Raw genomic sequence first — 250 nt, 5'->3', positions numbered from 1 at the left:
AATCTTCAGGACGAAAGACGTTGCGATACCATTCGATCAGTTGTTTCTGCTCTTCGGTCAGCTCTTCGTTGGTGAAATAGATGTCATAGTTTTGCAGCGTGGTTTCCGCATCTACCGGGAATTCGTAGATAACGGTCATCATACCTTTGATTGGCGTCACGTTGAGCATGGTGCACGGCCACAGCCAGAAACCGTGGAAAGCGGCATCAACCCCTTCTTCGAACTTAAATGACTGCTCTGAAGGTTTGGC

The 250-nt window shown here is 48.4% G+C and carries 1 protein-coding gene; it reads right to left on the bottom strand.

The window, feature by feature from the left end; translation table 11 throughout:
* On the bottom strand, positions 1-250 hold a 250-nt coding region (locus ACX9YW_RS23355; protein ID WP_460351163.1), incomplete at both ends, for an SRPBCC family protein.

The organism is Pseudoneobacillus rhizolycopersici (assembly GCF_054786815.1).
Note: the sequence above shows the minus strand (reverse complement) of the source record. Positions and strands in the feature narration are given on the sequence as shown.